This is a genomic window from Patiriisocius hiemis, assembly GCF_031846325.1.
Classification (GTDB): domain Bacteria; phylum Bacteroidota; class Bacteroidia; order Flavobacteriales; family Flavobacteriaceae; genus Patiriisocius_A; species Patiriisocius_A hiemis.
Map to the genome: position 1 here is coordinate 500,054 of NZ_JAVRHZ010000001.1, position 26,839 is coordinate 526,892.

The 26,839-nt window shown below is 33.3% G+C and carries 29 protein-coding genes; 16 read left to right on the forward strand and 13 right to left on the reverse strand.

The genetic code is table 11. The features are described from left to right. Positions 1-13 precede the first annotated feature (13 nt). The 8 genes from RM538_RS02335 to RM538_RS02370 all read left to right on the forward strand — a co-directional run bounded on the left by RM538_RS02335 (position 14) and on the right by RM538_RS02370 (position 7,005). On the forward strand, positions 14-1,144 hold the full coding sequence (locus RM538_RS02335) for an NAD(P)/FAD-dependent oxidoreductase (RefSeq protein WP_311331779.1): 1,131 nt from the start codon (positions 14-16) through the stop codon (positions 1,142-1,144). Further along, positions 1,141-1,878, forward strand: a complete 738-nt coding sequence (locus RM538_RS02340; RefSeq protein WP_311331780.1) for a methyltransferase domain-containing protein — start codon at positions 1,141-1,143, stop codon at positions 1,876-1,878. The genes RM538_RS02335 and RM538_RS02340 overlap by 4 nt, the downstream gene beginning before the upstream one ends. Next, the gene (locus RM538_RS02345; RefSeq protein WP_311331781.1) at positions 1,869-2,921 is read left to right on the forward strand and encodes a type III polyketide synthase; all 1,053 of its coding nucleotides are present in this window, start codon (positions 1,869-1,871) and stop codon (positions 2,919-2,921) included. Before RM538_RS02340 ends, RM538_RS02345 begins: the two co-directional genes overlap by 10 nt. A gap of 1 nt (position 2,922) precedes the next feature. Then, a complete protein-coding gene (locus RM538_RS02350; RefSeq protein ID WP_311331782.1) occupies positions 2,923-3,687 on the forward strand; it encodes an SDR family oxidoreductase in 765 nt (254 codons plus the stop codon). Continuing rightward, entirely contained in the window at positions 3,684-4,136 is a 453-nt protein-coding gene (locus RM538_RS02355; RefSeq protein WP_311331783.1) for a 3-hydroxyacyl-ACP dehydratase FabZ family protein, read from the forward strand. Before RM538_RS02350 ends, RM538_RS02355 begins: the two co-directional genes overlap by 4 nt. Further along, on the forward strand, positions 4,133-5,410 hold the full coding sequence (locus RM538_RS02360) for a beta-ketoacyl-[acyl-carrier-protein] synthase family protein (RefSeq protein WP_311331784.1): 1,278 nt from the start codon (positions 4,133-4,135) through the stop codon (positions 5,408-5,410). The genes RM538_RS02355 and RM538_RS02360 overlap by 4 nt, the downstream gene beginning before the upstream one ends. Further along, positions 5,410-5,658, forward strand: coding sequence for an acyl carrier protein (locus RM538_RS02365; protein WP_311331785.1), 249 nt, complete (start codon positions 5,410-5,412; stop codon positions 5,656-5,658). The genes RM538_RS02360 and RM538_RS02365 overlap by 1 nt, the downstream gene beginning before the upstream one ends. A gap of 120 nt (positions 5,659-5,778) precedes the next feature. Further along, positions 5,779-7,005 carry a class I SAM-dependent rRNA methyltransferase gene (locus RM538_RS02370; protein WP_311331786.1) on the forward strand — a complete coding sequence of 409 codons (1,227 nt, stop codon included), beginning with the start codon at positions 5,779-5,781 and terminating at the stop codon, positions 7,003-7,005. A 5-nt stretch (positions 7,006-7,010) separates the two neighbouring features. On the opposite strand, the gene RM538_RS02375 is transcribed toward RM538_RS02370, so the two are convergent. After that, entirely contained in the window at positions 7,011-7,454 is a 444-nt protein-coding gene (locus RM538_RS02375; RefSeq protein ID WP_311331787.1) for an arsenate reductase family protein, read from the reverse strand. 21 nt (positions 7,455-7,475) lie between these two features. Continuing rightward, the gene (hpf, locus tag RM538_RS02380; protein ID WP_311331788.1) at positions 7,476-7,778 is read right to left on the reverse strand and encodes a ribosome hibernation-promoting factor, HPF/YfiA family; all 303 of its coding nucleotides are present in this window, start codon (positions 7,776-7,778) and stop codon (positions 7,476-7,478) included. A 216-nt stretch (positions 7,779-7,994) separates the two neighbouring features. On the opposite strand from hpf, the gene RM538_RS02385 reads away from it, so the two are divergent. Then, the gene (locus RM538_RS02385) at positions 7,995-8,561 is read left to right on the forward strand and encodes a DUF4251 domain-containing protein (RefSeq protein ID WP_311331789.1); all 567 of its coding nucleotides are present in this window, start codon (positions 7,995-7,997) and stop codon (positions 8,559-8,561) included. A 3-nt stretch (positions 8,562-8,564) separates the two neighbouring features. Here RM538_RS02385 and RM538_RS02390 read toward each other — a convergent pair whose 3' ends face one another. Both RM538_RS02390 and RM538_RS02395 read right to left on the reverse strand, forming a co-directional pair. Beyond that, positions 8,565-9,152, reverse strand: a complete 588-nt coding sequence (locus RM538_RS02390) for a hypothetical protein (RefSeq protein ID WP_311331790.1) — start codon at positions 9,150-9,152, stop codon at positions 8,565-8,567. Between the two features lie 3 nt (positions 9,153-9,155). After that, positions 9,156-9,713, reverse strand: coding sequence for a YceI family protein (locus RM538_RS02395; protein WP_311331791.1), 558 nt, complete (start codon positions 9,711-9,713; stop codon positions 9,156-9,158). 116 nt (positions 9,714-9,829) lie between these two features. Here RM538_RS02395 and RM538_RS02400 point away from each other — a divergent pair, with 116 nt between their 5' ends. After that, positions 9,830-10,690, forward strand: a complete 861-nt coding sequence (locus tag RM538_RS02400; protein WP_311331792.1) for a winged helix-turn-helix domain-containing protein — start codon at positions 9,830-9,832, stop codon at positions 10,688-10,690. Between the two features lie 50 nt (positions 10,691-10,740). Beyond that, entirely contained in the window at positions 10,741-12,759 is a 2,019-nt protein-coding gene (locus RM538_RS02405) for a M13 family metallopeptidase (RefSeq protein ID WP_311331793.1), read from the forward strand. A 22-nt stretch (positions 12,760-12,781) separates the two neighbouring features. On the opposite strand, the gene RM538_RS02410 is transcribed toward RM538_RS02405, so the two are convergent. After that, positions 12,782-13,354, reverse strand: coding sequence for a hypothetical protein (locus RM538_RS02410; protein WP_311331794.1), 573 nt, complete (start codon positions 13,352-13,354; stop codon positions 12,782-12,784). Positions 13,355-13,494: 140 nt separating this feature from the next. Here RM538_RS02410 and RM538_RS02415 point away from each other — a divergent pair, with 140 nt between their 5' ends. Then, entirely contained in the window at positions 13,495-14,001 is a 507-nt protein-coding gene (locus RM538_RS02415; protein WP_311331795.1) for a hypothetical protein, read from the forward strand. Between the two features lie 56 nt (positions 14,002-14,057). Here the strand turns inward: RM538_RS02415 and rlmF are convergent, their stop codons facing one another. Both rlmF and RM538_RS02425 read right to left on the reverse strand, forming a co-directional pair. Beyond that, positions 14,058-14,924: a 23S rRNA (adenine(1618)-N(6))-methyltransferase RlmF gene (gene rlmF / locus RM538_RS02420; RefSeq protein WP_311331796.1), complete on the reverse strand. Its 867-nt coding sequence runs from the start codon at positions 14,922-14,924 to the stop codon at positions 14,058-14,060. Between the two features lie 23 nt (positions 14,925-14,947). Beyond that, on the reverse strand, positions 14,948-15,295 hold the full coding sequence (locus tag RM538_RS02425; RefSeq protein ID WP_311331797.1) for a winged helix-turn-helix transcriptional regulator: 348 nt from the start codon (positions 15,293-15,295) through the stop codon (positions 14,948-14,950). Positions 15,296-15,538: 243 nt separating this feature from the next. Here RM538_RS02425 and nfsB point away from each other — a divergent pair, with 243 nt between their 5' ends. Continuing rightward, a complete protein-coding gene (gene nfsB, locus RM538_RS02430) occupies positions 15,539-16,198 on the forward strand; it encodes an oxygen-insensitive NAD(P)H nitroreductase (RefSeq protein WP_311331798.1) in 660 nt (219 codons plus the stop codon). Between the two features lie 23 nt (positions 16,199-16,221). Continuing rightward, positions 16,222-17,052 carry a DUF4437 domain-containing protein gene (locus RM538_RS02435; protein ID WP_311331799.1) on the forward strand — a complete coding sequence of 277 codons (831 nt, stop codon included), beginning with the start codon at positions 16,222-16,224 and terminating at the stop codon, positions 17,050-17,052. Positions 17,053-17,297: 245 nt separating this feature from the next. Here RM538_RS02435 and RM538_RS02440 read toward each other — a convergent pair whose 3' ends face one another. Further along, positions 17,298-18,023, reverse strand: coding sequence for a hypothetical protein (locus tag RM538_RS02440; protein ID WP_311331800.1), 726 nt, complete (start codon positions 18,021-18,023; stop codon positions 17,298-17,300). Positions 18,024-18,152: 129 nt separating this feature from the next. Here RM538_RS02440 and RM538_RS02445 point away from each other — a divergent pair, with 129 nt between their 5' ends. Beyond that, complete coding sequence (locus RM538_RS02445) at positions 18,153-21,290, forward strand: VPS10 domain-containing protein (RefSeq protein ID WP_311331801.1); 3,138 nt, start codon at positions 18,153-18,155, stop codon at positions 21,288-21,290. Between the two features lie 96 nt (positions 21,291-21,386). On the opposite strand, the gene RM538_RS02450 is transcribed toward RM538_RS02445, so the two are convergent. The 3 genes from RM538_RS02450 to RM538_RS02460 are packed head-to-tail and all read right to left on the reverse strand — an operon-like array spanning position 21,387 to position 23,533. Continuing rightward, positions 21,387-22,292 (reverse strand): EamA family transporter, encoded by a 906-nt coding sequence (locus tag RM538_RS02450; protein ID WP_311331802.1) that lies wholly within the window; start codon positions 22,290-22,292, stop codon positions 21,387-21,389. Between the two features lie 9 nt (positions 22,293-22,301). After that, positions 22,302-22,466, reverse strand: coding sequence for a Lacal_2735 family protein (locus RM538_RS02455; RefSeq protein WP_311331803.1), 165 nt, complete (start codon positions 22,464-22,466; stop codon positions 22,302-22,304). Positions 22,467-22,495: 29 nt separating this feature from the next. Further along, positions 22,496-23,533, reverse strand: a complete 1,038-nt coding sequence (locus RM538_RS02460) for a glycosyltransferase family 9 protein (RefSeq protein ID WP_311331804.1) — start codon at positions 23,531-23,533, stop codon at positions 22,496-22,498. 426 nt (positions 23,534-23,959) lie between these two features. Between RM538_RS02460 and RM538_RS02465 the strand changes: the two genes are divergently transcribed. Further along, positions 23,960-24,574: a hypothetical protein gene (locus RM538_RS02465; protein ID WP_311331805.1), complete on the forward strand. Its 615-nt coding sequence runs from the start codon at positions 23,960-23,962 to the stop codon at positions 24,572-24,574. Between the two features lies 1 nt (position 24,575). Here the strand turns inward: RM538_RS02465 and RM538_RS02470 are convergent, their stop codons facing one another. Together RM538_RS02470 and RM538_RS02475 are read right to left on the reverse strand one after the other, a co-directional pair. Next, on the reverse strand, positions 24,576-26,135 hold the full coding sequence (locus RM538_RS02470) for a DEAD/DEAH box helicase (protein ID WP_311331806.1): 1,560 nt from the start codon (positions 26,133-26,135) through the stop codon (positions 24,576-24,578). A gap of 79 nt (positions 26,136-26,214) precedes the next feature. Next, positions 26,215-26,829: a YqaA family protein gene (locus RM538_RS02475; RefSeq protein ID WP_311331807.1), complete on the reverse strand. Its 615-nt coding sequence runs from the start codon at positions 26,827-26,829 to the stop codon at positions 26,215-26,217. Between the last annotated feature and the right edge of the window lie 10 nt (positions 26,830-26,839).

Below are 26,839 nucleotides of genomic sequence, written 5' to 3' on the forward strand. Positions count from 1 at the left end.
GTATTTTTAAAAGGTGAGTGATAATACAATTTATGATGTAGTTATAATAGGAGGAGGAATAGCAGGTTTAACTGCTGCATTACATCTTTCGAAAAACAACTACAATGTATGCCTTATTGAAAAAAATACCTATCCAAATCATAAGGTTTGTGGAGAGTATGTCTCTAATGAAGTTCTAGAATATCTAGCTTATTTGGAAATTTATCCATTTAAATGTGGAGCAACTACAATAACTCAATTTGAATTATCTACAAAAAAAGGGAAGTTGCTAAGCGCAAGGCTACCGTTAGGCGGGTTTGGTATAAGTAGATACGCTTTAGATAATTTGCTTTTTCAAAAAGCTAAAGACAATATTACTACAGTATTTGATACTGTTGCTACTATTAATGCAACTACTGAAGAAGGTATTGCGATGCTCCAAAATGGCATGACAATCAAAGGAAAGATCATGGTAGGAGCTCATGGAAAAAGATCTATTATTGATAAAAGCTTACAGAGAAATTTTATTTTAAGAAAATCACATTGGCTAGGAATTAAAGCCCATTATGAATATGATTTCCCAGAAAACAAGGTAGCACTACATACTTTTGATGGAGGGTATTGCGGACTATCAAAAACTGAAACGGGTGCTGTTAATGCTTGTTATTTGGTAAGATATCAATCTTTTAAAAAAATTGGAAATATTGATTGTTTTCAGAAAGAGGTGCTAAGCGCAAACCCGCACCTTAAAACCTTTTTTACAAATGCAAAACCAATTTTCAAAGAACCAAAAGTTATAAGTCAAATATCGTTTGAAGAAAAACAACCCGTTGATCATCATGTGTTTATGATAGGTGATAGCGCCGGCCTTATCCATCCACTTTGTGGCAATGGAATAGCAATGGCAATTCATAGTGCAAAATTGTTTGTAGATACCTATCTTGAGCATAGAAAAAATGGTAGTTTAGACTTTATTGAATTAGAAGAAACGTATACTAAAAAGTGGAATACTACTTTTCAAAAAAGATTAATTGCTGGTAGAAGAATCCAAAGACTATTTCTAAGTAGTACATTTACAGAGAACCTCTTGACTATTGGCAAGATTTTCCCATTTCTAATACCTCAAATTATTAAAAAAACACACGGAAACCCAATATCTATATGATAACGTATAGTAAACACTATAGATCTTCGCAAGAAGAAATAATGGATAATTTTTCACTACAAGGTGATGAATTGTCACTATTACTAACTGACTTAAGAACAGTAAATAGTTTGCTTGGTGGAACTACTATCACGCTTAACGGCATTAAAAAATTACTAGAAGATTGGGATAAAAAAAAGCCTGTTACAATATTAGACCTAGGCTGTGGTGATGGTGAAATGCTAAGGCAATGCAGCGCTCTAGCAAAGAAAAAGGGTTTTACATTTAATTTAGTCGGAGTAGATGCAAATAAACATATAATAGCAGAAGCAAAAAATAAGAGTAAAGATTTTAAAGCTATTTCATATACTTCTTTTAATATTTTTCAAGCAATTGAATCGGATTCAGAAATGTTAGATTGTGACATTATACTTTGCACCTTGTTTTTACATCATTTTAATGATGAAGCTATAGAAGCCTTTTTAAAGAAACTTTCAGAGAAATCGAAAGTAGGGATTATTATTAACGACTTACATAGAAACAGATTGGCTTTTACCCTTTTTAAAGTATTCAGTTTCTTTTTTATTAAAACAAAAATTGCAAAGCACGATGGACTAGTTTCTGTAGCAAGAGCGTTTAAGAAAAGAGAATTACAAAAACTTGCTAGCAACCTAAATCATAAATCCACAATAAAATGGAGATGGGCGTTTAGATACCAATGGATTATTAGCACTAAACATAATTTATGGCAGTAAAAATAACAAGTGTTGCGAAGCAATTGCCTCAATATACAAGAGAGACCAAAGAGATTATACCATTTGTAGAAGCTTGGATGGAAGGGCAAGAAGAACGTTTTAAGCGAAAAGTAATTAAGTTATTTGAAGGAGCTGGAGTAGATAGACGTTATGCCATTATGGATGCACATGAAGTATTCTTACATACATCCTTTGAAGAACGCAACTCCATTTACAGTAGAGAAGTAAAAAAGCTAGGGAAACAAGCACTCCAGAACGCATTGGCAAAAGTAAACTGGGTTGCAAAGGATATAGATTTTATTATTACAGTAAGTTGCACCGGAATTATGATTCCCTCATTAGATGCGTACCTTATTAATGATTTAAAGATGAAACAAGATGTGGTTCGTCTACCTGTAACCGAAATGGGCTGCGTGGCAGGTATTTCTGGGGTAATTTATGCCGAGAATTTCTTAAAAGCAAACCCAGGTAAAAGAGCCGCTGTTATAGCAGTAGAGTCACCTTCTGCTACTTTTCAATTAAATGATTACTCTATGGTAAATATTGTAAGTGCTGCTATTTTTGGGGATGGTGCAGCCTGTGTATTACTATCTTCAAAAGAAGAAGATACTGGACCAATAATAAAGGATCATAGCATGTATCATTTTTACGACGCTACAAATATGATGGGTTTTAAGCTTGTTAATACAGGCTTACAGATGATTCTTGACAAAGAAGTACCAGAAAAAATTTCAGAACATTTCCCAACTATTATTCATCCTTTTTTAGAAAAGAATAACTTATCAATAGAAGATATAGATCATTTAATTTTTCATCCAGGCGGTAAAAAAATTGTGCAAACAGTTGAAGATTTATTTGGCTCGTTAAGCAAAAATATTGATGACACCAAGGAGGTATTACGTTTGTATGGAAATATGAGTAGTGCAACTGTATTATATGTTTTAGAGCGGTTTATGGATAAAAAACCTGCTAAAGGTGAAAAAGGACTCATGCTTAGTTTTGGACCTGGATTTACCGCACAACGTATTTTAATCGAATTTTAAAATGAAAGACAAGTATGCAATTATACTAGGAGGAAGTAGTGGTCTTGGGCTAGCAACAGCTCATAAACTTTCAACTTCTGGATATAATATTTGTATTGTACACAGAGACAGAAAAAACAACTTAGCATTTCTCTCTTCTGAAGTTGAAAAAATGAAAAGTAGAGGAGTCAACGTGTTTTCATTAAACAAAGACGCTTTGTCACCTACAACCATTACCGAAGTTTGTAGTAAATTACCAATTAAAAGTGTAGCAGTACTTGTACATAGCATTGCAAAAGGTAGTCTAAAGCCGATATATTCTAAAGAGGATAAAACTTTAACAAAACAAGACTTTGATTTAACCATTCATGCAATGGGAACTAGTTGGTTAGAGTGGTCACAAGCATTAATAAAGAATAATTTGTTTACTTCTAATCCAAGAAATATAGCGTTTACTAGTGAAGGTAATACTAAAGTCTGGGAAGGATATGGTGCAGTATCAGCTGCAAAGGTAACCTTAGAGTCTTTAATGCGGTTTATGGCTGTAGAATATGCTCCACTAGGCATGACAAGCAATTGCATCCAAGCCGGGATGACACAAACGCCATCTTTCAGTATGATTCCCAATAGTGAAAAGTTAGTTGCCTTTGGAAAAAAGAGAAATCCATTTAAGCGACTAACAACTCCAGAAGATGTTGCTAATGCAGTTTATCTGTTAACACGGCCTGAAGCCAATTGGATTAATGGTACTATACTAAAAGTTGATGGAGGAGAAAGCTTACGATGATTAAAAATAAATTTAATTACATACTAGAAAAGCTACCATATAAACAACCATTTCTTTTTGTGGATAGGATTGTATCGCTTTCCGAAAAAGGAATTATAGGAAGCTATACATTTAAACCTACCGAAAGTTTTTATGAAGGTCATTTTAAGGGTTTCCCAGTAACTCCTGGAGTTATTCTAACAGAATGTATGGCTCAAATTGGTTTAGTAGCTTACGGTATCTATTTACTAGGCGAAGAAGGAGAAGTAGATTATTCAAAATTGCAAGTTGCAATGACAACTACAGATATAGAGTTTCTAAAACCTGTTTATCCTAAAGAAAGTGTTACTGTGGTTTCTGAGAAAGTGTATTTTCGGTTTTCAAAATTAAAATGTAAAGTTCAAATGCATAATGCCAAGAATGAAGTAGTCTGTAGAGGAATCATAACTGGAATGCTAGTTGCCAAATGAAAAAAAGAGTAGTAATAACAGGGCTTGGCGTAGTTGCTCCTAATGGAGTAGGGGTCAATGATTTTACAAAAGCCATACAAAATGGCACTTCTGGGATTGAACATTACCCGTTACTGGCAGATCTAAATTTTTCATGCCAGATAGGCGGAATTCCAAAAATTACGGAAGAAATAAAGAAAAAATATCTAACCAATTTACAATTGCGAAATTTTAATAGCAATGCAATTTTATATGGTATTATAGCGGGAATGGACGCTATCCATGATGCCGGTATTAAGCCATCAAAAACAGATGAAGTGCCATTATGGGGTTTAGGTATTGTCTTCGGGGCCGGTAATAGTAGTGCAAATAAGTATAGAGAATCAATCTATAAAATAGATGAGGGTAATGTTAGAAGATTAGGAAGTACAGCCGTATTACAAACAATGTCAAGCGGAGTAAGTGCATACCTAGCTGGAATGTTAGGAGCTGCTAATCAAATAACAACTAACTCTTCTGCCTGTGCTACAGGTACTGAGGCAGTTTTATTAGGCTATGAGCGCATTACTTCTGGAAAAGCAACCCAAATGCTTTGTGGTAGCACTAGTGATGATGGTCCTTATATATGGGGCGGTTTTGATGCTCTTAAAGTAATTACATATAAACATAATGATTCCCCTACTAAAGGTTCACGTCCTATGAGTTCAACGGCAAGTGGCTTTGTACCAGGAAGTGGTGCAGGTGCTTTGTTACTAGAAACTCTAGAAAGTGCCCAAAAAAGAGGGGCAAAAATTTATGCTGAAGTGTTAGGCGGCCATATTAATAGTGGAGGACAAAGACAAAATGGAAGCATGACAGCTCCCAATAGTGAAGCAGTAAAACGTTGTATCTCCCAAGCTTTAAAGGATGCTTCTCTTCATCCTGATGAAATTGATTGTATAAATGGACACCTCACAGCAACTATAAAAGACGCAACGGAAATTAATAATTGGACAGAAGCTTTAAATAGAAAAGGAACTAACTTCCCTTATATAAACTCACTAAAGGGAATGGTAGGGCATTGTCTTGCTGCAAGTGGTAGTATTGAATGTGTTTCGGCAGTTTTACAATTAGATAAAGGTTTTGTTTTTCCTAATATAAATTGTGAAGATATTCACCCAGAGATTAAAGCTTTAATTGCTGAAAAATCCATTCCAAGAACACTTGTCCAAGAGCCAATTAAAACGATTGCGAAAGCAAGTTTTGGTTTTGGAGATGTAAATGCTTGCGTTATCTTTAGAAAAAATAAAACTTAATGGATACCGAAACTATTTATAACAAATTACTACCAATCGTAAGTACGTATCTGCCTGAAGATGTTGACATAAAAGCCATTACTCCAGATAGTAATTTAACCAACGATTTAAATATAAATTCAGTAAATCTAGTAGATATTGTACTTGATGTAGAAGATGCTTTTGATATTGTACTAGAAAATGAGGATATAGAAAATTTACAAAGTGTTAATGATGCTATTACAATTATCAAATCTAAACTAGAATAAACGTTGTCAGTTTGGACGCAACCGAAACCCATTAAACTGCTAATTTTTAAGTTCTTGACTGAGCTAGAACGGACATAGAAACCACTTTTTAAGCAAGAATTTCTTTAAATACAAATATACTTGAGCAAATCTTTTAACATAACCTTCCCTGAATACACTCCTCAAAGACTTGCCATTAAGCTAAATGCAGCTGGAGAAAGAAGTGTGCGTAATGGCCATCCTTGGATATTTAGTGACAGTATTATTAAACTAAACAAAGAAGGGCAAGCAGGCGACCTTGCTATTATTTTTAGCTATACTAAAAATGAAGTAATAGGCATAGGTTTGTATGATCCTGAATCTCCTATTAGAATTAAGTTACTACACCATAATAATCCTGCAACTATCAATGAAGCATTTTTTGAGGATAAAATAGCCAGAGCCTACAGTTTACGGGCAGAGTTGCTAGATACAAAAACCAATAGCTATCGACTACTTTTTGGTGAAAATGATGGTTTTCCAAGTCTAATTGCAGATGTCTATGCCTCAGTATTAGTTATAAAAGTATATTCTGCTATCTGGTTGCCATATTTAAAAACTATTATAAATCAATTAATTAGCGTTTCGGAAGTAGAGACCGTTGTAATGCGGCTAAGCAGAAAGCTTCAAAATTATCCAGACATCCCTTTTAAAGATGGAGCGGTACTACATGGAGAATTACCTTCAGAAGAAATTTCTTTTAAAGAACACGGAGTGAATTTTAAGGCTAACGTTATTAAAGGTCATAAAACAGGTTATTTTTTAGATCATCGCCATAATAGAAAAAGGGTAGGGGTGTTGTCAAAAGGTAAAAAAGTTCTAGATGTATTTAGTTATGCAGGAGGCTTTTCTGTGCATGCGTTAGCGCAAGGAGCAAAAGAAGTAACAAGCATAGATATTAGTTCTCAAGCCCTAGAAATTGCTAAAGAGAATACACATTTAAATAGCTTTAATGGAACACATAAAACAGTAGTTGGAGATGCTTTTGAAATTCTAAAGAACTTAGTATCTAATGGAGAACAATATGATATTGTTATAATAGATCCTCCTAGTTTCGCAAAAAGCCAAAAAGAAATTATAATCGCAAATAAAAAGTATAGACAACTAGCTCAATTTGGATCTATGCTTACTGCAAAAGGAGGAATGTTAGTATTAGCCTCTTGCTCTTCTCGTGTTACAACAGCTTCCTTTTTTGAAATTAATGCAAAAGCAATAAGTGATTTAAAAATAAAATACGACCTTACTTTAAAAACAGCACATGATATTGATCATCCAGTTACTTTTAAAGAAGGATCGTACTTAAAGTGTGGGTATTATAAAATAATGTGATCTTTTTATGTAAAAGACTCACCATTAGTTTTCTTCTCGATAGTGGGCTTTTCAGTATGAAACGTTTTGTCTAAGCCTGCAGAATCTACATTAAAAAAACTTAAAATTTCAGTAGGGTTTGTTATTAGCTTATATTTATTACTATTTATTGCTATTGCATTTGTAAAAACAGCTTTATTTTCAGTTAAAATCTTAATACAATCATCTTCACTATATCCTTTTACATCTTCACCTAATACGCTAGTATTGATAAAATTATTAATTGTACAATCTAACTTTTTAGAAAGCTCTGCCCATATTGAGTTGCCAATGTTTGTAGTTGTAATGTCAATAGCTTGAACTTTCTTTTTAACTCCTTGTATATAAGCGTATGTTTGTTTACCAATTCTTGTGTTGCTATTATATATAAGGGTTAGCTGCTTATTATCTTTTGCTAATATTCCCATCATGTATGTTATGTTTTCTTAGTATTAATGCGTTTGCATCTTGCCTTTTTTCTTTTCTAGTTGAGAACGAAGCTCGCTAGTAGTTTGAGCTATAGCAGCTTCAAAAGAACCTTTTGAAGTACTAGCATATAATGTAGATTTTGGAATATTAATACGTATATCACAATGCATTCCAGAGTCTGGAGAACTTGTGTTTTCTTTTTTAAAATAGACATCGGCACCAACCATAAAGTCATATTTGTTTTCAAGCTTATTTAATTTCTCTGTTACCAACTCCTCAAGTCTTTTGCTTGCAGTAACATCCTTGTACTCAAAATTAATATTCATAGTCTTTTCATTTTTGATTTGTATTCTAAAGATACGTAACTAAGATTCTATTTCAAAGGTATTAATACTACTTTGTGATATTGAAATAAAATATTCTTAATCTTTTTTATAAAGTATAGTTGTATCTGGCTAATTATTATTAGGTTAGAAGCTTATCAAAATAAATATTGTATTTTTAGGTATAGTTTTTGTTAAATACATACCAAAGAAACTGTTATGAAATTCCTATTTAGTTTTATTGTTGTTGCATTTATAATTACTAGCTGTTCTGGCACTAAAAGTTTTACAGAAGCAGACAAGCAAGCTGCACTTTCTGTATCTAATTTTTTAGATGAAAAACAATTTGAATTTGAAGCAGAATGGGCAAATCCACTTGTTAGTAATGAATTAAACCAATTAGCACCACAATTGCTACCTCAAGGGAGTAATGGGAGTAGAGTAAACCTTGTTGGTACTCCTAATTATTTGCGTATTCAAAATGATACAGTTTCTGCAGACTTGCCTTACTTTGGTATAATGCGTTTTCCAAGAAACCCATCAAATACAAATAATGCGGGGATTTATTTTAACGGTGTTCCTAAAGATTACAAACAATCGTTTAATGAAAAGAAACAGCAAACTACAATTTCTTTTGATATTAAAGACGAAACCGAAAACTACCAAGTATTTATAACAGTCTATAGTAATAAGTCTGCAAGAGTCTCGATAAATAGTTCTCATCGTAATACAATTTCTTATGATGGAGACATTACAGAAGTTTCAAGCAATGATGAAGCCTTATAAACCCTAAAAACACCTGTTTTCTACAAGGGAAATAGCCTCTAGGCGTTCCCAAATTTTGTGGTCTCTAGATTTTGGAGAAAACTTAAAAACCACAATCACCTTATCTTTTACTAGACAATACTCTTGTACAACTTTAAAGCTTAATTTTAAAACTCTTTGCGTGCTGAAAGCGTCGTAAATATCAACCCTGCCAATAAATCCTTTTATTTTTGAGTGAGGTCCAATGGGACTAAGTAAAACTCGTGTAGAAGGAGGAGTTATTGTTTTATCCTTATTTACACTCTCCATTAAGCCATCAAAGTAAAGTCTTAAGTAAGTATCAATTTCTTTAGCAACTAGTAGTTTATCTTGGTTTAATTCCCATGAAAAGGCATAGGACCAGAATTCATCGCTCTCTGTATTTGACCATCCTGGCATAAAAACAGCTTCTTCATACCCTTTAAGTGGTATTTCTGGAGCAAAACTCAGCGGAAAATTAAAATACTCTTTTTGCCAAGTATCTTTTACTATAACAATAGGAGAGTGTTCATTATTCTGCCCAATACTAGCTGTAAAACATAGTATAAAAAAAGTGTATAATATTTTTTTCATTTTTTAAAAGTATAAAATAGTTTCAAAACCCATAGCGTTTGAAATCGCTTCATTTTTTATTTTATTATTATAGTTTATTCCCCAATCGGTTCGATCTAATTTAAACCTTGTAGTTAAAGTTCTAGTGTTTCCATCTGCTGTGCCCCAAAAAACAATTGGTTTTGTAATTTCTTTCAGAGTTAAATCTGCATAAAATTTATGTTTGTTTTCAGATTCAAAGTATTCAACTTTTGTTATTTCTAAGGTTGCTTTTGGATATTTTTCAACATCAAAAAAATCTTCATCCATTAAATGTGCTACAGGGCCAATACCTTTTTCATGTTCTTCATTTGTTATAGTTTTCATGTCTATTTCAAAGCTTCCTCCAGTAATTTTATTAAAGTTAGTTGTTAGTGAGCCTTTAGTAAAGTTTACTGTCCCAGTATGTTCACTAAAGTAGAATTGGTAATAGCCCGTCCACTTTAGTTTGCTTTTTTTTGTGTCTAACTGATACGTTTTTTCTGATTGGCTAGTAGCTATAATGCTAAATAGCATGATGAATGTAAATAGTATTTTTTTCATGATTTATAATTTTGAAGTAAAACTAGCAGGAAGCCTTTTTAAAAGTGTCAAAAGAATGTAAAAGAAGTGTCAACAGTTGTAAATTGTCAAAAATTTGAAGGAGATTTGTAAAAATTATGAGGACACCAATTGTATTTATTTTACTATTTTTTCTTTTTGTCAACAATGGCAATTCACAAGAGGCACATGATTTTGATTTTGATAAACGTGTAAAAGTAGCCTTGCGTGAAGCTGGAAATCATCTTCTTCTTTCTCAAGGAGATTCAACCTCAATAATAACACCGGTAAAAAAACTTGATAACCAAGTTTACAAACTCTCTTTTAATAATGTTTTGTCTTTTGACCCAGCTAATTTATCAAATGCGCTAGAAAAGAGTTTGATGAGGGTGGGTATTGAAAAAAATTACTTAGTAGAGGTAAAGCAATGTGAAAATACCGAAATAACATATAGCTATCAAACAAATTTTGGAGAAGAAAATGTTTTAATTCCATGTGGTGGTAGAGAAGTACCACAATCTTGTTATGAAATTTTTGTAGAATTTTCTGAAAATAACAGCCTTCCTGTAGAAGATTCTAAATCTGAAATTATCTTTTACATACTTGTAGCATCGGTTCTATTGTTTTTAGCTTTTGTTTTTTACAGTAAATATTACTGGTATAAAAACAAAGAAGAGAATACTGATGTTACTGCTTTAGGCATTTTTCAGTTTTATCCAGAACAAAATAAGCTCATTAAAGAAGCTGAAGAAATTACACTTACTAATAAGGAGTCTGAACTACTTGAAATTCTAGTAGCTAGGCCTAATGAAGTAGTAAAGCGTGAAGAACTAACCAAAAAAGTTTGGGAAGATAATGGTGTAATAGTAGGGCGTAGCTTAGATACGTATATATCAAAACTTCGTAAAAAGCTTCAGGAGGATAAGAGTATTAAAATTACAAACGTGCATGGGGTTGGGTATAAGTTAGAAGTCGTGTAACAAACAAATTAAAAGGATTACATATCTTTGATTAAATAACCCTTACCATTATGAAATCCTTTTTCTACTTTTTTATAGTATTATTTCTTTTTTCTTCTTGTAAAGAAAATAACGATACAGCGACTTTAGAAAGAACGCCTGTTGTTTTTGACGGGATTAACGATTCTATTAAACCAGGAGATAACTTTTTTAACCATGTAAATAAAACATGGATGGATAATGCAGTAATTGCAGATGACCAAGTAGGAGTTGGGTCGTATCGTTTTTTAAACATTCCACAGCAAAAGCTATTAAAAAACATTCTAGGTGAAGTCTCACAGGAGGAACACCCAAAAGGGAGTGTAGAACAAATGGTTGGTGATTTTTATGCTTCAGGTATGGATACTACCAGCATTAACAAGCGTGGTATTACTCCTATACAGCCTATTTTAGATAGAATTGATGCTATAGACAATGTACCATCTGTATTAGACTTTGTCGCTACACAATTAAAATCTGGCGATTATTCTATGATAGGTCCAAGTATTTCGCCTGATCAAAAAAATAGTACAATTAATATCTTACACTTACATCAAACAGGGCTAGGCTTACCAGACAGAGACTATTACTTTTCTGATGACCCTTCAGTAAAAGAAATACAAGATGCCTACAAGACATATTTGACTACCATTTTTGAGTTAGTTGGTAATAATAATGCAGCAGCACAAGCTGAGACTATATATGAAATTGAAAAACAATTAGCAGAATCTCATAAAACTAGAATTGAGCGTCGAGTAGTTTCTGAAAATTACCACAAAATGTCAGTTTCAGACCTAGATGAAGGTCATAAAAACATTGACTGGCAAGTAATGCTAAATACGTTAGGTGCAAAAACAGATTCGATTAATGTACGCCAACCTGCCTATTATGATACATTAGATAGGCTACTTGCTGAAATCCCTTTACAAGATTGGAAACTTTACTTACAAGCAAATTCTATTAGTTCACATGATGGTATTTTAAGTAAGCCATTCCAAGATGCTGCTTTTGAGTATTCTAAAGTAGTCTCTGGACAATCGGTACAACAATCAAGAGCAAAACAAATGGTGCGTCGTGTTGATGGTCAAATTGGCTTTGCACTAGGGCAATTATACGTAAAGCGATACTTTAATGAAGATGCCAAGAAACGTGCTTTAGACTTGGTTAACAATTTTCAAAAAACATTAGAAAAACGAATTGAAAACCTAGACTGGATGAGCGATAGTACTAAAGTAAAAGCCAAAGAAAAACTATTCGCAATTAAAAAGAAGATTGGCTATCCTGATGTATGGAGAACCTATGATGTAGATATAAATAGAAACACTTTTTTTGAAAACGTAGTTACCTTACGTAAAGATGCTTATGAGTATCAATTAAAACAATTAAATCAACCTCCTAACCGAGATGAGTGGGGTACAACACCCTCAACAGTTACAGCCTATTACAACCCATCATTAAACGAAATTGTATTTCCAGCTGGAATTTTACAAGCACCTTATTTTGATTTGTATGCAGATGATGCTGTAAACTATGGTGGGATAGGAATGGTTATAGGGCACGAATTTACACACGCCTTTGATGACCAAGGTGCACAATATGATAAAGATGGAAATGTAACTAATTGGTGGACTGAAGAAGACTACACTAAATTTAAAGCAAAGACACAACAAATTATAGACCAATACGGAACTTTTACGGTGTTAGATAGTATTCATCTTAAAGGCGCCTTAACAGTAGGAGAAAATACCGCAGATAATGGGGGTATTGCAATTGCGTATGATGCTTTTAAGTTAACCGAACAAGGGCAAGACACCACTAAGATTGGTGGTTACACTCCAGACCAACGTTTCTTTTTATCTATTGCCCGTATATGGCGCGTAAAGATGCGTGAAGCCTTTTTACGTAATTATGTAGCTACAGACCCACATTCGCCACCTATGTGGCGTGTAAATGGCCCATTAATGAATTTTACGCCATTTTATGATGCTTTTGATGTACAAGAAGGTGAACAAAACTTTAGATCCAAAGAAGAGCGTATTAAGATATGGTAATTACCAAGCTCTAATGTAAAAATCAATTAGTACAAATATCTTTTTGTACTTCTATTTTGTTGAGAGCATCCCAAATAGGGTTATTAAAGTCTTTGGGAGAAAACCTTAAGTTAATAATAGATTTTCCTATTTCTTTACAATACGTTTGGGTAGCAACTACAGATACAGTTATTACTTTTCCTGTATGAAATCCATCAAAAAATTTCATGCGAAATACTGTATTTTCTTTTGTTATATTCTGAATTATGACTTGAGGCGAAGGAAACTCTTGTGCCCAATGATTTGGCTTCATTAACCCATCAAAATAACCAGCTAGGTTAGCAACTATAACTTCGGTTGTAATACTTTGTTTTGCATCTACCTTCCATGACATTATTAATGACCAAAAATCATCACTCTTTGGATTTGACCATTCAGGTGCAAAACGTAATTCTTCATAGCCAGTAAGGTGTACTTTAGGAGCCCAACTAATAGGGAAGGGGATAATCTCTTTTCCCCAGGAACTGTCTGCTACTACGATAGCTTTTTGCTGAATGTCTTGTCCATGTACAATGGTATTACATAGTAGTAATAAAAATAGGATATATCTTTTCATAGCAACTAATTTTCAGTAAAACTAACAGATTGTAGCATTCATAAATGTAAAACTGATGTAAAAAAAGTGTCAAGAATTTTACTTGATGACAAATTGAAAATTATTCGATGTCTAGGTATAAACTTCTAAACAAATATATTATGAAAAGGTTTCAATTTTTATTTTTCACTTTGTTTTCAGCACTAATACTTAGCGGATGTGGTGGTACAGATGACAGCGAAGATGATGATCAAGGGCAATTGCCTATGGTTTTTAACGTAGATCCATTGTTATATAAGCAATATGACATAGACATTAGCCCTGATTACAGCAATGTGCAAGTCTATGCTTGGGCTGTATTTACACCGCAACCTACAGCTAGCAAATACACACTTACTTATACCTGTGAAACAGCGCCTCATTTAAGTTTTGAAATTACATGGCAAAATGGTGAGCCAATTCCAGACCCAGGAGCACCACCTTCAGGTTGGATTCCAGGGTATGAACTAGGAGTTATTGGCGGTCAATATCATATTGTAATCTTAGGAAGCGGTTGTCAAGGAGCAAATGGTGGTAGTTGTACAGTTAATGGAGAAACTCCTAACAAATTAGAAAGTAATCTTAGAGCAATTGAAGGAACTGTTGAAGTTAGAATTGATTTTGAATAGCTAAAAACAACTTACTAATCAAGAAAAGGCCACTCATATCGAGTGGTTTTTTTGTTTTAATTATACCACCAAACCACACATCTACTTATTTTGTTGCCTTGTTCCATACGTAATACTTCATAATTTGCTTTAGACTTTACAAGCTGTTTCTCAACATTGGGTAGGGAAGAGGCTTTGGCTACCAAACTACTAAAAAAACGAACTTGCGATTTAAAGCGAGTACTTTCTTTAATTAATCGTTTTATAAATAGTGTTTCGCCGCCATTGCACCATAATTCATTGGCTTGACCTTCAAAATTTGATGTTCGGTCTTTTTTTTGATTCTGAAGATTTAAATTGGTCTGCTTTCTTAGTGTTCCTTTTAAAGCTTCTTCTTTAGAACCATGAAAAGGTGGGTTACATACTGTTATGTCAAATTGCTCCTTGGCCTTAATAATTCCTTTAAACAAAAAGCTTTTGTTTTCTTGATGTCGTATCTCTATTTTTTCTTGTAATGAAAGAGTAGTAGATATATTTTGCTTGGCTATGTTTACTGCATCATAATCACTTTCTGCTCCCACCATAGTCCAATTAAAATGTTGCGCACCTAATATGCAGTAAATAGTATTTGCGCCAGCACCAATATCGAGAACTTTTAAAGGAGATGTACCCGTTTTTTCTTTATAAAAATCTTGTAGATGTAAAAGGTAGTCTAGCCTCCCGGGAATAGGAGGGATTAAATAGCCTTTAGGAATTATATAGTCTATAAGTTTATAATCTGCGAGCAATATAGCTTTATTAAGTGCATATACAGCTGCTGAATCTCCAAATTGTATGGTAAGTTCTCCAGAAAGATTGGTAGTTACAAATTTACCCAATTTTGGATATGCAGAAACAAGTTGTTTAAAGTCGTATAGTTTTTGGTAAGGGTTGTTTGGGTGCATCGTACGTGTAAAAGTAGTTAAATCTATACTACAACTCCTTGTTTTTCCTTAATAGCGAAATCTCCCCAATCTGCAATAGATTGTACAACTGGTATTAATGTTTTACCAAAATCAGTTAATGAATATTCTACTTTTAGAGGGGGTTTAGACGTGTACACTTTTCTTTTTACAATACCATCTTCTTCCAAGGTCTTTAGCTGTAAGCTAAGTGTACGTTCAGTAACAGTTGGCATTTCTTTTCTTAACTCATTGTAACGTAGAGTGCCACCAACCATTAAGTGATATAAAATTACAGTTTTCCATTTTCCACCAATTAAACCCATAGTTAAACTAGCACAACATGGATATTCTTTTCCTTTAAATTTATACATAAAGCTACTTTTATGGTTACCTCAGGATACAAAGGTATGGTACTATACTAAATTATACAACTATACTTTTTATAGTAAATTTAACACTTCTATTAAAGTATTGATATACTTAGTGTTATCACAATATTAATCGTTAAAATACATACTATCCTTTTTGACCGTTATTGCCTGCATTAAACACTATACATACTTTTGTCACTATACTTTTGATAGTTAAAACTAATAACATAAAAATCAATAAAAATGAGTTTAAAAGAAACATTAAATTGGAGATACACCACAAAAGAATTTACTCCATCAAAAAAAATAGCTAAAGAGGATATGGATCAGGTTAAAAGCTTGTTACGTATGAGTCCGTCGAGTGTAAATCTTCAACCTTGGCATTTTATTATTGCAGAAACTAAAGAAGGAAAAGAACGTATAGCAAAGGGGGCACAAGGCTTTTTCCATTTTAATGAACCTAAAATAACTAATGCTTCAGCAGTTGTTCTTTTTTGTGTAAAAACTGATGCAGATGATGACTATTACATGCACATAGCGAATACAGAAGATAAAGACGGAAGGTTCCCAAATGAAGATATAAAGAACGGATTTTTAGGTGCTGTTAAAACATTTGCCGGTATTCATAAATACGATTTAAAAGATCTACAACATTGGATGGAAAAGCAAGTGTATCTTAACATAGGAAGTTTTTTATTAGGTGTTGCTAGTTTGGGTATTGATGCTACACCTATGGAAGGTATTGATGTAAAGGCATTAGATGAAGAGTTTGGATTAAGAGAAAAAGGTTTTACCGCTTTGGTTGCTGTTTCAATAGGCTATAGAGCAGAATCAGATTTTAATTCAACTGAAAAAACACCAAAATCTAGATTAGCAGAAAGCGAAATTTTTACTGAAATATAAACACATATTTAAAGATTAAAGTGATGAAAAAAAATATAATAGCTCTATTGTTATTGGTAGCAGTTGGAGCAAATGCCCAAACACCAACAACAGATAATACTAGTTCTAAAAACGAAGTAGTCACGGCAGATAACGTAGAATGGGGTTGGCTTAATCCATTGCGCGGTGATAAAAGTCCAGCTGCGGGAAAACTTTGGGGCGACCGAACTGATACTTTAGCATCTGGATTTTTGGTGAAATTCAACAAAGGATTTTCATCGCCAGCACATATACATAACGTAACGTATCGTGGTGTGGTGATTAAAGGGTTACTACATAATGATGATGAAAACGCAGCAGGGCAATGGTTGCCAGCAGGTTCTTTTTGGGTACAGCCAGCGGGAGAAGCACATATTACAGCAGCTTCTGGTGAAGAAAATTTAGCATATATCGAAATTCAAGAAGGGCCCTATTTGGTAAAACCAACAGACAAGGCATTTGATAATGGTGAGCGCCCTGTTAATGTAGACGAATCTAACTTGGTTTGGCTAAATGCTAATGATATAACTTGGGTAACTAACAAAAGTAAAGTAGAAACCGCCTTTTTATGGGGAACACATAAAGATAATCAACTACGTGGGTCGCTTATAAAATTACCAACCAATTTTGAAGGTGAAATTAAAAATCTAAGTACCAGTTTTAGAGCAGTTGTTATATCTGGTAGTTTGATTCATCAGTTTTATAACGAAGATGAAAAAAACTCATTAGAACCAGGATCGTATTTTGGAGCTAAAGAAAATACAACGTCACGCATTTCAACAGATAAAGAAACACTTATTTATATAAGAAGTAATGGTGATTTTATAATCAATTAAGCCTTTAAGAATAGATTATTTCTTGATGATTGTACAGAATATTCAAGTTATTGAGAAGCTATATTTGATATAGTATCATTATAGCTAAAGTTGGATTATGGATTGGCGTAAATTACTTTTTACATAATTACAGATATAAGTCTATAGACGTTATATCTGTAATTATATAAAATACTGCGTATACAGTAATTTGCTATGAATGTACTATAATTTATATTATGTAAAATAAAATATTTTAAAACAAATTATAACAACTCCTCTAGTTCTCCTTGTAATCGTACTAACTCTCCTTTAATTACTTCTAGTAAACCGCTATAACTTTCTAAATAAAAAGATTTCATATGTACCACTCGGTTTCTATAATCTGAGGATTCAAAATAACTATATTCTTCTAGTGTAAACTTTTCTCCATTTAAAAATTTCTCATACCAACTAAAGTTATCTTTTATATAATTAATATTATTTAATAATTCCTGTAAAACAGGTTGCTCAGTTAATTTTAAGTTTTTATCACCTTGTTTATATACCTGTTCTATATCAAGAAGCTTTAAGGACAACGAATCATTTGTTATGGTTGCTTTATCTATAGATGTTGAAATAACAGGATTAAAGGGTAAAAAATCAACCGAGTATGTTACTAAATAAGGCGCTTGAGAACGTCTGTATTTCTTTTGTTTTTCGGTAAGTGTATCAATATTAGCTAGATATAGATTGTATAGTTTTAAATCTTCATTTAAAGACATGGTTAACATATCTATTTCAGCAATATCGTCTTTAATTTTTTTATGTACTTGTTCTGCAATATCCTGTACTTGGAGTTTTGTTTTTCGGGCTTCGTTTAGGTTATTAATACTAACAGCTATCAATATCCCTATTACCACTAATATAATTTCGCCAATGGCGTATAATAGGTAGTTTCCAAGTCTTTTTTTGGTTACCGATTTCTTACGGCTTTTCGAAAATAGTTTCACAGTTCTAAGATACTTTATTTTTCCATATTTCCACATTTTATAAATCTTGTATTGACTAATAAAAGCGTATAATTTTTAAGCATACCAAATATCAAGTATCTTTATAAAAACAGAAAAACACAACCAACCATGAAAAAAACAATCCTCTTCTCTATTCTATTTCTTTGTACTACAGCGCTTCTAGCTCAAGAAATTGAAAATTATTTTACTCAATTAAAGTATAGAAATATTGGTCCTTATCGTGGGGGACGTTCGGTTTCAGCCGCAGGTGTTGTAGATAACCCACTCACCTATTATATGGGCACTACGGGTGGTGGTCTTTGGAAAACCGAAGATGCCGGAGTTCGCTGGGAAAATATAAGTGATGGTTTCTTTAAAACAGGATCTGTAGGTGCTGTTGCTGTTTCAGAAAGTAACCCAAATGTTGTGTATTGCGGGATGGGAGAACATGCTATTCGTGGGGTTATGACCTCTTATGGAGATGGTGTGTATAAATCTACAGATGCTGGAAAAACCTGGAAACATATTGGTTTAAAAGCTACAGAGCAGATTTCGCGTATTGTGATTCATCCTACCAATCCAGATATTGTATATGTGGCCGCACAAGGTAAGTACCCCTCTCCTACTATGGATCGTGGTGTGTATAAGTCTGTTGACGGCGGTGATACCTGGAAAAAAATATTGTACGATAATGAATTTGCAGGAGCTTCAGAACTTTCTATGGATATAAATAACCCAAATGTTTTGTATGCAGCGCTTTGGCATCACCAACGCACCCCTTGGAAAATGATTAGTGGTGGCGATGGTAGTGGTTTGTATAAATCTAATGATGCTGGTGAAACTTGGGAAGAACTCTCTAATGGACTCCCTAAAGAAATGGGGAAAATGGCAATTGCAGTTTCAAGAAGTAATAGTAATAAAATATATACCCTTATTGAAAGCGATACCTATACAGACCAAAGTGGATTGTATGTTTCTAACAATGCCGGTAAGTCTTTTACTCAAGTAAGTGGTGATAATAGGCTAACACAACGTGCTTGGTATTATACAGAGGTTTTTATAGACCCTAATGATGACGAAACTGTATATGTGCTTAGTGCCCCTGCCCTACGCTCTAAAGATGGAGGAAAATCATGGGAACGCATCACAGGGACACATGGAGACTACCACGATTTGTGGATTAACCCAAAAAACTCAAAAAACATGGTTATTGCTAACGACGGTGGCGCTGCGGTATCATTTAACTTTGGAGAAAGCTGGTCGGGTCAAGATCAAATGCCAACAGCACAGTTTTACAGAATTAACACAGATAATCAATTTCCATATAATATTTACGGAGGACAACAGGATAATACATCGGTTAAAATTGCGAGTATGTCATTAGGAAGCGGAGGTATTTCGGTTAGTGATTGGACTGCTGCTGCAGGTGGAGAAAGTGCTTTTTTGGCTTTTAATAAAGAAAACCCAAAGCAAGTAGTAGGCGGTAGTTACTTAGGTACTATTGAAGTATTAGACATGGATGCTAAGGCAAGTACCGGAATTATGGCAACACCACATCAATACTTAGGTAGAGAGGCCCGAAATATGGAATACCTATATAATTGGAATGCACCTATTATTTGGTCTCAACACGAGCCACAAACAATTTTTCATTGTGCACAGAAGGTGGTAAAATCAACCGATTTAGGAAAAACATGGACAGAGTTTTCTCCAGACCTAACTAGAGATATTGATGAAAAACAAGGCAATGGCGGTGGGCCTTATACCAATGAAGCCGTAGGAGCCGAAAATTATGGAACCATAAGTTATATAGTAGAATCCCCTCACAGTAAAGGAGTTTTCTACACAGGAAGTGATGACGGATTGGTTCATATTACGCAAGACAATGGAGCCACTTGGCAAAACATTACACCAAAAAATTTAGGTGAAACATTAGTAAATGCAATAGAAGTATCTCCTCATGACCCTGCAACGGTATATATTGCTACTACAAAGTATAAGCTAGGCGACTACTCCCCTGCATTATATAAAAGCACCAATTATGGTAATAGCTGGACATCTATAAATAATGGTATCCCAATTGGAGCCCATACACGTGTTGTACGTGAAGACCAGAAAACAAAAGGAATCTTATATGCTGGTACAGAGCTAGGTGTTTATATTTCACTTAACGATGGTGCAAATTGGCAATCGCTACAATTAAACTTACCAGTAACCCCTATAACAGATTTAAAAGTGCATAATAATGATCTTGTTGTTGCAACTTCTGGACGTTCGTTTTGGATTTTGGATGACATTCATGTGTTTTCAGAATATGTGCAAAACAAGAATACATTTTCAATATACCAACCAGCCAATACGGTTTATGGAAATTGGTATAGTGCCATGAGTGGTGATATTTCAAAATTTGACGGAACACAGGAGTTTACTGGGGTAAATCCAGCAAACGGAATTGTTTTATACTACAATTTACCAGTTGTTGAAGAAGATACGCCAATCACCCTTACAATAAAAGATAGTAACGGGAATGTGATTAACACCCTAACTTCAGAAAAAGATAAAAACTATATTCCACATAATGGTGGTGGTGCCCCTCCTACTCCTACTCTTTCAAAAAATGTGGGACTTAATCGTTTTGTATGGGATATGCGCTACCCAATTATACCTGGAGTGCCTAAGGTGTATATTGAAGCAAACTTTAGGGGACATAAAGTTATTCCCGGAACCTATACGTTTGAGTTAGATGCCTTCGGAAAAAATAAAACAACAACAGCTACTATTAAAGATAACCCTTTACATCCAACTACAGCTATGCAATATCAAGAGTTTGATGCTTTTATGAAAGATGCTGAAGCAAAAGCAACCGTAATGCATAGTATGGTAAATAGCTTAAAGAAAAGTCAAGATGAATTAGATAATGTAATTGCTACTTTAAAGACAAGAAATAACTCTGAAGCGCTAGTTACAAAAGGGAAAGAACTTGTAAAGGCTTTAGACACTTGGGATGGTAAAATGGTACAACGTCGCTCACAAGCCTATGATGATGTTGAAAATTTTGTAAATATGTTTACAGCAGAATATCTATTTATGATTAATGCAACCGATAGTAGTTTACCTAGAGTAAATGAGTCTTCTAAAAAACGTAAAACTGAATTAGATGCACAATGGGTAGGATTAAAACGAGAAGGCGAGCAACTTAAAAATAGAATAAAAGAATACAATAAAGACTTATGGAATGCTGGGATTGGAGCAATTTCAGTTGAGTAAGTAAGATTATTGCCTTTTAGATAACGTTGATTTTAGTGTCAGTTCGAGTGTTTTTCTAACTACAGAAGAACTACTCTCCGTTTTGAAAAAATAACGTTAAGGAGCTTTTTTAATTAGTTTTCGCTTAGCTGAATTAATAAAATACACCCCCGTTAACAAAACTCCAGCGGCAATAATTGTTTGAGTGCTTAGAGGTTCGTCCAAAAAGTACCATCCAAGAAATACAGCAACCATAGGATTAATATAGGCTGCGGTTGCAACTTTTTCGGTAGAGACTTTTTTTAATAAATAGTTATAAGAAGTAAAAGCCGCAATGCTGCCAAAAATAATTAGTGCTATAATCGAAAGAGTAGCCGTTAAACTCCACGCTGAGGGAGCAACCCAGTCTTCACCAAAACTAAAACTAGATATTGCAAGCATGATTCCTCCAAAAAACATTTGGTACCCTGTTGCGATAAAATAGTTTTTAGGAAGTGTAGCTTTTGCTACAAATAAACTACCAATGCTCCAACTTAGTACACAGGTAAATATCATGACAGCAGCAAATACACTTTCGTTTTCAACCACAATACGCTTTTGACTTACTAATAAATAAATCCCAAGAATACCAAGTAAAACTCCAATAACAGATTTTGTTTTTATTTTAATTCCGTAGAGTAACCGCATTAAAATTAAAATCACAATGGGCTGTGTAGAAGCTTCAAGCGAAGCAAAACCACTATCCACATATTGTAGTGCCCATACAATTGTGCCATTTCCGTATGCTAAAAATAAGAAGGCCGCAATTAACGAATTTATAAATTGCTTTCTAGGTATTAAAATAGGTATTTTAAGTACTAAAGCTATGATAAATATTAGTCCTCCCGCAATTATAAAACGTAAGGAAGAAATCATAAGAGGTGGCAACTCTGTTACTACAATCTTGTTAAGCAAATAAGTAGATCCCCAAAAAACATAAATGGAAAAGAAAGCGAGAATGAGAAGTATTTTGTTCTTATCCATTCCCTAAAATTAGTCAAGATTTTCTATTTCCTGCATAATGCTTTCAGCTGCTGCTGCTTTTTCATCACTAAGCTTTCGGTTTGATGTAGATAGCTTATGTGACTCTTCTAAAAGTTTTTGATACTGAGCGTATAACTTTTCTTTTTTTGTTTTCTTCTTAAATAATCCGAACATTCTTTTTTATTTTAAAGATACCACGGTTTTTAGAGTTTTTCTTTTAAAATATCAATTACTTGCTTACTATTTTTTTCTGAAGTGTTAATTGCACAATTAGCACCACCATAAGGCTCATACTTTGAAATAATTGGACTATTAAACAATCCAATTGTGGTGGCATTTGTTGCAGCTGCTAGGTGCATTACGCCTCCATCAACACTAATAAAAGCAGAAGTATTTTCTATTATTGCTGCCATTTCTCTTAGGTCTTTACTGTAAAACCAAAGTGCTTTAAAGTCAATTTGTGAAACGTTTTCAATAGGTAACATTTCAATAATGGTATATCCTGGAAAAGCTTGTAAGAGTTCGCTGTAGAACGTTTCCCACCATTGCTTAGGATATAATTTGGTGCCAGTAGCAAAAGTATATATACAAATTACTGGCGCATCTGTTTTTGAAATTTCTTTGAGTTTTTGCTTTCCTATTAAAATTTCATCTGAAGTAAGCTTTAGATCAAGTTTAGGAACATTAGAAAAGTTACTATCTATACCAGCTCTTTCACAAAAAAGGCGGAGCCTATATACTGGCATTTTTGCAATGTGCTTAAAGTCTTTAATCTTTTCAAGCGCTGTTTTGTCCTCATCATTTAAAAGCTTATAATCTGCTTTTGCCATCTGGGTATAAAGCTTCCCTGATGAAGAACCTCTCACAACATTCATAGAGATATCATACTTCTTATTTTTAATCTTTAAAATTTGAGAAATATAATGCAACGGTTTTTTGAGACCTTTTTTAGGGAGTAAAATAATTTGATTGATATTTTTATACTCCTTAAATAATATAGGGGCAGCTCCCCCTTGTGCAATAATATCGATACGTGCATTAGGAAAAATTGTAGAAACCTCTTGTAGCAATGGAGTGATTAAAACCAAGTTTCCTAGCCTATGATTTGTTCTAACTAACAAAATACTTTTAACTCTTATTGCATCTATTGGTTTTGTTACCTTCTTTGAGGGTTTTCCAATAAATATATTTGTAAGAACTCGTACAGTATTTCTTTTAAATTGATTCCCCTTTTTTAACACGTGATAAGTTTATAACAAACATACATTTTAAAACTGAAAAAAAACTTCATTCTTATTTTCAACTTCTTAAGAAATAAATTTCAACAAAATAACATGTTGTTTTACAGTTAGTTGTAATTGATTGTAGTTCCATTGTATTTTTTTGGCATGCTAGTTGAAAATATACAAAACAAACAAGTACTAATTTTTAAATATGTCATTATGAAAAATCTAAAAGACACCTGGACAGAAAAGTTAAAGAAATGGAATGAAAAATTAGAAGAATTTGCAAAAGCAAGTAGTTATGCAATCCACAGATAGTATTTTTACATTCCAACCGACTTTTTAAAACCTTTTATGTAAGTGCGTAAAAGGTTTTTTTATTATTAATACTTGTTGTAGACTACTCAATTAATTACTTTTGAAATACTAACTAAATTATTTGCTTTGAAAAAAACACTTTTTACACTTCTTGCCTTACTTTTCACTTTAACTACGCTAGCTCAAAAAGAAAAAATTAAAATTACAGATGAAAAACAAAATAATAGACTTTTGTTGTTTGCATCTAATACTAGTGAAGAAGATCTTGACGTAACGCTTACGGTTTCAGGGACTGGGTTTAGACAAAGTACTCGTAAACCAAGAGCATATAGAGTTCCCGCAGCCTCAAAAGTACCTATGTTAAGCCTTGTAATAGAGCGAGGAAAAAAACCAGTTTACTCGTATGAGCTTGATGTAACGTCAGAATTATCAAGAAGAGCAATTAGAAAACCAGCAACTCCTATTAAAATAGACCCTGATAAGCCTATTTTAATTTATATTACTGAAAACTGTACTACCTGTGATAGTATTGTTTCTCGTTTAGACAGCAGTTATTATAACTATAGAAAATTAGTACTAGCTGAAAAACCAGAAGTAAAGAAAACTATTGTTGGTGCTTTTAAAAACACAGTAACTCCTTACGAAGAAATTTCGAATCCAATAATAAGCCTTGGAGGTAAATTATATTCTGAAATTGATAGCTACGAAGCATTGCTTGTAGCTCTAAAAGAAGAAGAATAATCTAATCTTCTGGTGGATATCCATGGATATCTTCAAAAATACTATCAAAGTTTTCACGTAGGTAACTCCTTAGTTTTAATCTGTAATCGTTTTTAAGCCAACTAACAAAGTTGTGTGTGCTTTTAGAGATACACTTAGTATATTTTTCAATTCTATGGTCAATATCGTCTCCTAAGTCCTTTGCTAGCGTTAAAGCATCAAAAACATCTTCGCTATTTTCAATACAAATCTTAGCATGTTGTTCTATAGATCGTTCTAATATAACCTTAGTAGATTCGCCGTTTTTAACTGAATCTACGTACGCTTTATTAATATTAAAATATACTTCCTCAGAGTTAGAGAATTTTTTACGTAACTCATCCGGCATCTCGTACCTAAAGTTACTCTCTATTTCTTCATCATCAATTAAATGATCCATGTAGAAAGAAGGTGACTTAAATATACGTTGCCAATCTAAATCTTCTCCCCAAGGTCCAAATCTGTGAAAATTATTCCCTAAGTCAATTACAGTAAATGTATTTTTATTAGGTAATACACGAGAACCACGCCCTATCATTTGGTAGTATAATGTAAGTGAACGGGTCGCTCTATTTAAAATAATACTTTCTACAGTAGGTTCATCAAAACCAGTTGTTAGTATACTTACCGAGGTTAGTATTGCGTCTGGTGTTTCTTTAAACCACTTTAATATTGCTTTACGTTGATTTTTGCTAGCGGTATTATCTAGATGCATTACAGGATAACCTTCTCTCCTAAAGGTATCATATACATGCAAAGAAGTACTTATACCGTTATTAAAGATTAAAGTCTTTTTACCTTTACTACGTTCTTCATAAGCTTGTAATAGCCTACTTAACATATCTGCTCCACTATACAAATCGTCTGATGATTGTACAGTATAATCACCATTAGAGCCTACAACAAGTGTAGTTAAGCCTACATTATATGAATGTGTTTCGGCTTTAGATAAAAAACCATTATCTATCAAATCAGGGATGCTCTCCCCTACTATTAATTCATCATAATTATCTTTCATTGGAAGTTCTACATTAGAACTCAAAGGCGTAGCAGTTACACCAAGAATAAAAGATTCAGAAAAGAATTTAAAGAGTTTTGTAAATGAATTATAGTGAGCCTCATCAATTATTACTAGGCCTACATCAGAAATATCAAGCTTGTCTTCCTTAAGTCTATTGTTAAGTGTTTCCACCATTGCAACAAAACACGCATATTCCTTTTGATCATCCAGATTGGCTTTACTACTTACTATTTTATTACGAACACCAAACTCTGTAAGCATTGAAGCTGTTTGTTTACAAAGTTCTATTCTGTGGGTCATTACAAGCACTTGCTTGTTATGATGCTTTAAGTACTGACGAACAATTTCAGAAAATATAACTGTCTTCCCACCTCCTGTTGGTAGTTGGTATAGTAGATGATAATCATCTGGCTTTTCTTCAAAACTTTTAAAGATTTTATCAATAGCGCCTTTTTGATAGCTATATAAATCTTTATCGGTTTTTCTCTCTAACAATGCTAATTCTGCCGCAGAAGTACTCATAAAATGTGAAGTCGGGGTTTTTTAATTTTTGCAAAAATACCCACAAATTAAACTGTTAACCAAGTTTTTTTGAAAAAAGTTATACAATATTGAAAATTGCTATTGCATAAAGGTAGAAACGCACAAAGCGAAGTGTACCAAAAAGAAGGTAATTTCTAAAGCTATAATTAATAGTACCTGCTGCCATACTTGTCATAGAAAATGGAATAGGTAAAAGTGCTCCAACAACAATCATAAAGCCACCCCAGCGCTTTACATTCCTAAGGTGTTTCTTCATCTTTACTTCCATATAGTCATATACCGAAGGTATTTTTAAGAACCATTTTCCAATAAAATAAGAAACAATACCCCCTAAATAAGATAGTGTTGCAAGCAATGATAAAAAAACAATAGGATTTACTGTTTTATCTGCCCAAGCAATAAAAATTTCTGGTGGAATAAGTCCTAGAAGAGATTCAGAAATAAAGAAAACTAGCAAAATATGCAAAGGAGCATAGGTGTTTGTAATATGTGTAAATAATTCACTAAAATCTATTACATACCTGTCTAGTAGAAACAAAACAGCTACAAAACCTATAATTATTGGAAATGAAGCTTTTAAGCTTTTACCAATAAAGGTGTAAAAGCCTGTTAAGCTGTAATATTTATGCATCCTTTTGATGCCACTTTCTTTATTTTTTTTATTTTCTCTCATGCTTCTTACT